The 7,273-nt window shown below is 65.2% G+C and carries 7 protein-coding genes; 5 read left to right on the plus strand and 2 right to left on the minus strand.

Annotated features, from left to right (window positions below):
• Positions 1 to 451 precede the first annotated feature (451 nt).
• The 4 genes from BCUN_RS11020 (at position 452) to rbsD (ending at position 4,347) form a co-directional block, all read left to right on the plus strand.
• Positions 452 to 1,999, plus strand: coding sequence for a sugar ABC transporter ATP-binding protein (locus BCUN_RS11020; protein ID WP_051921072.1), 1,548 nt, complete (start codon positions 452 to 454; stop codon positions 1,997 to 1,999).
• Entirely contained in the window at positions 1,957 to 2,895 is a 939-nt protein-coding gene (locus BCUN_RS11025; protein WP_051921073.1) for an ABC transporter permease, read from the plus strand. Before BCUN_RS11020 ends, BCUN_RS11025 begins: the two co-directional genes overlap by 43 nt.
• A gap of 56 nt (positions 2,896 to 2,951) precedes the next feature.
• Complete coding sequence (locus tag BCUN_RS11030; RefSeq protein WP_033517634.1) at positions 2,952 to 3,887, plus strand: D-ribose ABC transporter substrate-binding protein; 936 nt, start codon at positions 2,952 to 2,954, stop codon at positions 3,885 to 3,887.
• Between the two features lie 61 nt (positions 3,888 to 3,948).
• A complete protein-coding gene (gene rbsD / locus BCUN_RS11035; RefSeq protein WP_033517636.1) occupies positions 3,949 to 4,347 on the plus strand; it encodes a D-ribose pyranase in 399 nt (132 codons plus the stop codon).
• 139 nt (positions 4,348 to 4,486) lie between these two features.
• On the opposite strand, the gene BCUN_RS11040 is transcribed toward rbsD, so the two are convergent.
• Entirely contained in the window at positions 4,487 to 4,765 is a 279-nt protein-coding gene (locus tag BCUN_RS11040) for a hypothetical protein (protein ID WP_033517638.1), read from the minus strand.
• Positions 4,766 to 4,768: 3 nt separating this feature from the next.
• On the opposite strand from BCUN_RS11040, the gene BCUN_RS12845 reads away from it, so the two are divergent.
• Entirely contained in the window at positions 4,769 to 4,960 is a 192-nt protein-coding gene (locus tag BCUN_RS12845; protein WP_274518399.1) for a helix-turn-helix transcriptional regulator, read from the plus strand.
• Between the two features lie 136 nt (positions 4,961 to 5,096).
• Here BCUN_RS12845 and BCUN_RS11050 read toward each other — a convergent pair whose 3' ends face one another.
• Positions 5,097 to 6,917 carry an AMP-dependent synthetase/ligase gene (locus tag BCUN_RS11050; RefSeq protein WP_034258740.1) on the minus strand — a complete coding sequence of 607 codons (1,821 nt, stop codon included), beginning with the start codon at positions 6,915 to 6,917 and terminating at the stop codon, positions 5,097 to 5,099.
• Positions 6,918 to 7,273: the final 356 nt, after the last annotated feature.

Below are 7,273 nucleotides of genomic sequence, written 5' to 3' on the forward strand. Positions count from 1 at the left end.
GGTCGAAGAACTACTTTGTTCTTCGACCCGGTGCCCGCTTTAAGTCAGGATTCGACCCCGTGCGGGTGCCCGCTTTAATTCGGGGAAAGTACCCGACCTGGTGCCCGCTTTAACACAGAAACACACAGGGGCGCTTAGCAAACGAACAATTTCTCACGGGATTCGCTCGGCACCGCAGCGCAAAACGCTCAAGGGTATCGCCCCGGGCAATACTTTGGTCTTTCTGGGTTCCTTCGTTAGAATGAAATCACGTTCTTGTTAAAACGTTTGAGCACGCGAGGTGGCGTGCGGACGGCACAAGTTCGGAAAAACGAATACGGTTTTCATTTCATCGCGGCGTCGCCCCCATGACTGGGGAGGGGCACGTTCGCGGACAACAAGCTCTGGGCATGCCACGGGAGGCATGGCATGGCCGGCGAGGGTGCCGGCCATCAGAGGAGGCGAAGGAACCATGACCCGATTGTCACTGGTCGGGGCGTCGAAGACATTCGGCCCCGCCAAGGTGGTCGACCGTGTGTCCGTCACCGTCGAGCCGGGCAAGGTGCATGTCCTGCTCGGCGAGAACGGGGCCGGCAAATCCACCGTCATCAAGATGATGAGCGGCATCTACCAGCCGGACGAGGGGCACGTCGAGATCGACGGCAAGCGCGTCACGCTGCCGAACATCGATGCGGCGCACCGGCACGGCATCGCCGTCATCCACCAGGAACTCAACATCGTGCCCGAACTGTCCGTCATGGAGAACCTCTTCCTGGGCGAACTGCCCAGCACGGCCGGCTTCGTCAGCAGGCGCACCATGAAACGCCGGGCACGCCGCGCGCTGCAGGTCATCGGCCTCGACGAGGACGTCACCCGCCCCATGCGCGAACTGGGCGCGGCCCGCCAGCAGATGGTCATGATCGCCAAGGCCCTCATGCGCAACTCGTCCATCCTCATCCTCGACGAACCGACCGCCTCCCTGACCAGCAGGGAATGCGAACGGCTCTTCTCCATCATGGACGACCTGAAGGCCAAGGGCATCGGCATGGTGTTCATCTCCCACCACCTCGACGAGGTCGCCCGCGTCGGCGACGTCGTCACCGTCCTGCGCGACGGCCAGGTCGTCGCCACCATCGACGCCCAGGCGCCCGAAGACACGCTCGTGCGGCTCATGGTCGGCCGCGACATCGACGACCAATACCCGCGCGAGGCACAGGAACCCGGAGAAACGCTGCTCAAGGTCAGCCACCTGACCACGAAGGGCAGCCTGACCGACGTCTCCTTGGAGGTGCACGCCGGCGAGGTCGTCGGACTCGCCGGCCTCGTCGGCGCCGGCCGCACCGAGACGCTGCGCGCCATCGTCGGCGCCGACGGCTACGACTACGGCAGCGTCACGGTGTGCGGCCGCAAACTGCCCAGGCGCAACATCGCCGCATCCATCGACGCGGGACTGGGCTTGGTACCGGAGAACCGGCGCGACGAAGGGCTGATCCTCGACGCCTCCGTCGCCGAGAACCTCGGGCTGGCCACCATGGTGCCCACCGCGACCCTCGGCTTCGTCGACCGGCGCGGCCAGCGACGCCGCGCGACGCGCACGGCGGGCAGGCTGCGCATCCGCATGGCGGACATCAAACAGTCCGCCGGCTCGCTGTCCGGCGGCAACCAGCAGAAAGTCGTCTTCGGCAAATGGTCGATGGCCGACGTGAAAGTGCTGCTGCTCGACGAGCCGACGCGCGGCGTCGACGTCGGCGCACGCGTGGAGATCTACGAACTGGTCAACGCCGTCACCGCGAGCGGCGGGGCCGTGCTCATGGCGTCCTCGGACCTGCCCGAGGTGCTCGGCATGGCCGACCGGATCGTCGTGATGAGCAACGGGCGCGTCAGCGGGCAGATGCCCGCCGCCGACGCCACGCAGGAGCAGGTCATGGCACTCGCCGTGTCCCACATGGAAAACAGCAAGGAAGGGAAGTCAACGACATGGACAAGGTCAAGACATTCGTGGCACGCAACGGCGCATTGATCGGCCTGGTGCTCCTGTGCATCATCCTCGCGATCGGGGCACCGGCGTTCCTCACCGGCGCCAACCTGCTCAACGTGGGCATCCAGGCGGCCACCACCGCCATCCTCGCCTTCGGCGAGACCTTCGTGATCATCGAAGCCGGCATCGACCTGTCCGTGGGCGCGGTGGCGGCGCTCTCCAGCATGCTGGCCGCCTACACGGGCGCCTCCATGGGCTTCCCGCCGGCGCTCACGCTGGTGGTGTGCGTGGCCGTCGGCGCCGTATTCGGCGCGATCTCCGGCATGCTCAACGCCTGGATGCGCCTGCCGTCCTTCATCGCCACCCTGGCCATGATGTCCGTGGCACGCGGCCTGACCCTCGTCATCTCCGACGGCCGGCCGATCGCTACCTCCGCGGCCGTCAACTTCTTCGGCGGCACGATCGGCGGCATGCCTGTGCCGATCCTCACGATGGTCGTCATGGGCGTCCTCGCCGCGGTCATCCTCAACCTGACCACTGCAGGGCGGGCCATGTACGCGGTGGGCGGCAACATGGAGGCCGCCCGGCTGTCCGGCATCTCCGTGCACCGCACGCAGATCCGAGTGTTCGTGCTCTCCGGCATCTTCGCCGCGGTCGCCGGCCTCGTCATCGCCGGACGCCTGCACTCCGCACAGCCGCAGGCCGCGGACGGCTACGAAATGGACGCCATCGCCGCCGTCGTCATCGGCGGCGCCTCCCTGGCCGGCGGCAAGGGACGCGTGTGGGGCACCTTCGTCGGCGCCATCCTGCTCGCCGTCATCCGCAACGGTCTCAACATCCTCAACGTCTCCTCCTTCTGGCAGCAGGTCGTCATCGGCCTGGTCATCGCCGCGGCCGTCAGCGTCGACACGCTGCGGCGCAAGGAGGACACGCACTGACAGTCATGGACCGAAAGAACAGACCGAAAAGAAAGGAGAGGATCGTGTTCTCTTCCATGAAGAAAATCATCCGCATCGGCATGGCCTTCCTGTGCGCGGGAGGGCTGATGGTGGGGGCGACCGCCTGCGGCGGCGGCACCCAGTCCAGCAGCAGCGCCGACAAGGTCGTGCTGCTGGTCTCCACGCTCAACAACCCCTTCTTCGTCGACCTGCGCGACGGCGCACAGGAAGAAGCGACCAAGCAGGGCGTCGACCTCGTCGTCTCCGACGCCCAGAACGACTCCGCCACCCAGCAGAACCAGGCACAGAACGCCGTCTCGCAAGGGGCGAAGGCCGTCATCATCAACCCCGTCGACTCCGACGCCGCCGCGCCGGCAGTGCAGACCCTCATGCCGTCCAACCTGCCGGTGATCAGCGTCGACCGCGCCGTCACCGGCGTCGACGTCACCTCGCACATCGCCTCCGACAACGTGGCCGGCGGCAAGCAGGCAGCCGAGGAACTCGCCAAGGCCATTGGCGACCAGGGCGACATCCTCATCCTCGAAGGCACGCCGGGCGCCGCCTCCACGCGTGATCGCGGACAGGGTTTCAAGGACGAGATCGCCAAGCACTCCGGCATCCGGATCGCCGCCGAACAGACCGCGAACTTCGACCGCGCCGAAGCGTTGGACGTGACCACCAACCTCATGCAGTCCAACCCGAACGTGGTCGGCATCTACGCCGAGAACGACGAGATGGGACTCGGTGCCGTGCAGGCACTGGGCAACGGCGCCGGCAACGGCGTCACCGTGTTCGGCTTCGACGGCACCGCGGACGGCCTCAAGGCAGTCGCGGACGGGCAGATGGTCGGCACCATCGCCCAGCAGCCCAGGCTGCTCGGGCAGAAGGCGGTGGAAGCGGCCGTCAAGGCCATCAAGGGCGAGGTGGTCGAACAGACACAGTCCATCGAAGTGGAAACCGTCACGGCGGACAACGTCAAGGAATTCCAGTAGGCAACGGCCGGGACGGCGCCGCCCTTGCCGCGGCGCCGTCACCGGCGGCAAGGGGGTCATCATGCTGACCAGCGGAATCATCAACCGGCAGCTCGCCGCCGCGCTCGCGGACCTGCGCCACAAGGACCGCTTCGTGGTCTCGGACGCGGGACTGCCGGTGCCCGAGGGAGTCCAGGTGATCGACCTGGCGCTCGACTACGGCGTGCTGCGCTTCACGCAAGTGCTCGACGTGCTGGCACCAGTCCTGGTCCTCGAACAGGGGATCATGGCCAAGGAGGCCAAGGGGCAGGAGCCGGAGACGTGGGTGCATGGGCGGTTCCCCGACGTGCCGCTCTTCTACGTGCCGCACGACGGCAAAGGCGGCTTCAAGAGCCTGGAACACGGCGTGAAGTTCGTGATACGCACGGGCGAGACGACGCCGTATGCCAACGTCATCTTCCGGTGCGGCGTGCCGTTCTGAGGTGAGCGGTGCGTGGTGCGGTGAGCCTTGGAGATGGCTGATTCAATGATCCAATAATGATGCAGTGATGCGCACCATGAGGGGTGCCGTCCGGCAGTCGCCGGACGGCACCCCTTCCTGTTGTTGCTTGGTGCGGCTTTCAACGATCGTTCGTCGCGGTGAGCGAGGGATCGATGGCGAAGGACGTGAGGAAGAAAGCGGCGCGGTTGGCGAGAAGACGGGCGAGATCACCCTGGGGCGTCAGCGTGCGCTGTAGCTGGATGGTGTCCTTGTCATAGACGAGGAGGGTAGGGGCGACGGTTGCGTTGGAGCCGGCCACGGTGACCGAGGGTTGGAGCACGACTATGGCAGTGGCGTTGGCCTGGAAACGGAAACCGCCGTTGTCGTCCGGTAACTGGGGCTGCTGGAGCGTACGCACGGACTGGAGGCTGCGGTTGCGCTTTTTCGTGCCCGTGAAGAGGCGCGGTTGTCTCAAGAACAGTTGGCGGAGCTCAGCGGTGTTGACCGCACGACTGTCAACCGTATCGAACGTGGCAAGCTGAATCCCTCGATGAGAACGCTTGATCGACTCGCGCGAGCGATGGGCAAGACACTACATATCAGTATTGCCTAGACAGTTGGGGGTGACAGATATTCTTGGCTCTTCGTGTTTCAGCATGTAAGAGCCAAGAATGCCTGTCTAGTCGGCATGATTAAACCGGTCACTGCCTGTGATAAATCGTGACCGGCTGGGATGGTCCGGATGAGTTTTACCTCTTACCCGCATATAGCTCATCGTCGATTGCATTCCCAAACACCTCCACCACCTTCGCCCTCACGACCTTCATCGACGGCGTCAGGCACCCGTTCTCCTGTGAGAACTCCTCAGGCAGCACGATGAACTTGCGGATGCTTTCCGCCCTGGAGACCATCTCGTTGGCGTCGTCCACGTACTTCTGGATCTCGGCTGCCACCTCGGGCAGCTTGGCAGCCTCGGCCACGGTGATGTCCTCGCTGAGCTTCTGCGTGGGCAGCCACTGCTTGAGGCCTTCCGGGTCCAGGGTAAGCACGGCGCCCACGAAGGGCTTGTTGTCGCCCACGACCACGGCGTGCTCCACGATGGGGCAGCGCACGAGTTCCTGTTCCATGGGGATGGGGGAGACGTTCTTGCCGCCGGCGGTGATGATGATGTCCTTCGCGCGGCCGGTGAGGGTGATGTGGCCGTCGTCGTCGATCCTCGCCAGGTCGCCCGTCCTGAACCATCCGTCCTCGGTGAAGGCCTCGGCGGTCTGCTCGGGCAGCTGGTGGTAGCCCTTGAACACGTTCTCGCCCTTGACCTGCAGCTCGCCCTTGGCGTCCACGCGCACCGAGGATCCGGGGGTGGGTTGGCCGACGGTGCCGATCACGTTGTCGTCCACGCGCGTGTAGGTGAAGGGCGCGCAGGTCTCGGTCAGGCCGTAGCCCTGCATCATGGGGATGCCGATGCCGTTGAAGAAGTGCGCCAGGCCCGGGTTCAGTGGTGCGCCGCCGCAGCCCAGGAAACGGATGGAGGGGCCGAAGGCGCTGCGGATCACGCGGTAGACGGCCGCGTCATACATGGCATGGTGGGCGCGTTGGCTGGCGGTGGGCGTCTCGCCTGCCTGCTGCATCTTGGACCACTCGATGGCGGCGACGGCCGCCTTGACGAAGGTGCGCCCCTTGAAGCCGGTGCCTGCCTTGCGCGATGCCGCGTTGTACACCTTCTCGAACACGCGCGGCACGCCGAAGAGGAGGGTGGGGCGGAAGAGCTTCATGTCATGTGGCAGCGTCCTGGTGTCGGGCAGGTAGCCGACCACGCCGCGCTCCGAGGCGATGGTGAAGTACTGGATCTCGCGGGCGAAGCAGTGCGCCAGTGGCAGGAACAGCAGGGATCGTGCCTCCTTCTCCACCAGCTGCGGCATGCAGGCCAGCGCGGCCTTGGTGGTGGCGATGAAGTTGCGGTGGGTCAGTTCCACGCCCTTCGGCGTGCCGGTGGAGCCGGAGGTGTACACGATGGTGGCCAGGTCGTCGGTGCGCACGGACTCGATGCGCTCGTCGAGCTCCTCGTCGCTGACCATCACGCCCATGCCGGCCAGTGCCTCCAGCGCGTTGGCATCGATCATGAGGATGCGCTCCAGGGTGGGGCAGTCGTCCAATACGGAGTCGAGACGGTCGAAGCGGTCCTGGTTGTCCGCGATGGCCAGCTTGACGCCGGAGTCGTTCATGATGCGCTTGGCCTGGGCGGCGGAGTCGGTGTCGTAAATCGGCACGCTCACCGCGCCGATGGCGGCGATGGCGAAGTCCAGCATGCCGAACTCCACGCGCGTGGCGGAGAACAGGGCGACGGTGTCGCCCTTGTCGATGCCGAAGGCCACCAGGCCGCGGGCGATGGCGCGTACGCGTCCGCAGAACTCGCCGGCGCTGATGGACCTCCAGGTGCCGTCGGGTTCCTTGTTGACGGCGAGTTCGTCGTCTGCGCCGGAGCGCGCCAGGCGGTCCATGAGCATGGCATAGATGGTCTCGTCGGGCTGTACGGGTACGGCCGGTCCGGGAGTGGTGTATTCAGTGAGCATCCTTGGGGCAAATCCTTCCACGTGTCACTCTGGGCAGAACTTACGCCATCGTAACCGTGGTGGGAGCGGATTGCCTTGTACGAACGGACAAGGCGCGCGCATGGGGGTTTGTGGGCGTGTACAAGTGGAGTCGTCAGACAACTTCCTTCCGGTTTTGTGTGTGACTGCCACATTTTTGCATCCAATTTTGTGGGAGTCTCCCACAAAACCGGAGGGAAGATTATGGGCAGAGGGTATCGGGTCGCGAAGGGCCCGGGGGAGAAATTGTTCACTTTTTCGAACAAAATCCAGGGCGGGCCGCGCGCGGCCCGCCCTCGTACGTACGTACGTACGTACGTACGTACGTACGTACGTAC

It is taken from the genome of Bifidobacterium cuniculi (genome assembly GCF_000741575.1).
Lineage (GTDB): Bacteria > Actinomycetota > Actinomycetes > Actinomycetales > Bifidobacteriaceae > Bifidobacterium > Bifidobacterium cuniculi.

Coding starts and splice junctions, on each gene's coding strand:
- rbsD (WP_033517636.1), top strand. CDS start 3,949: ATGCTGACCAGCGGAATCATCAACCGGCAGCTCGCCGCCGCGCTCGCG.
- BCUN_RS11030 (WP_033517634.1), top strand. CDS start 2,952: ATGAAGAAAATCATCCGCATCGGCATGGCCTTCCTGTGCGCGGGAGGG.
- BCUN_RS11020 (WP_051921072.1), top strand. CDS start 452: ATGACCCGATTGTCACTGGTCGGGGCGTCGAAGACATTCGGCCCCGCC.
- BCUN_RS11050 (WP_034258740.1), bottom strand. CDS start 6,917: ATGCTCACTGAATACACCACTCCCGGACCGGCCGTACCCGTACAGCCC.
- BCUN_RS11025 (WP_051921073.1), top strand. CDS start 1,957: ATGGACAAGGTCAAGACATTCGTGGCACGCAACGGCGCATTGATCGGC.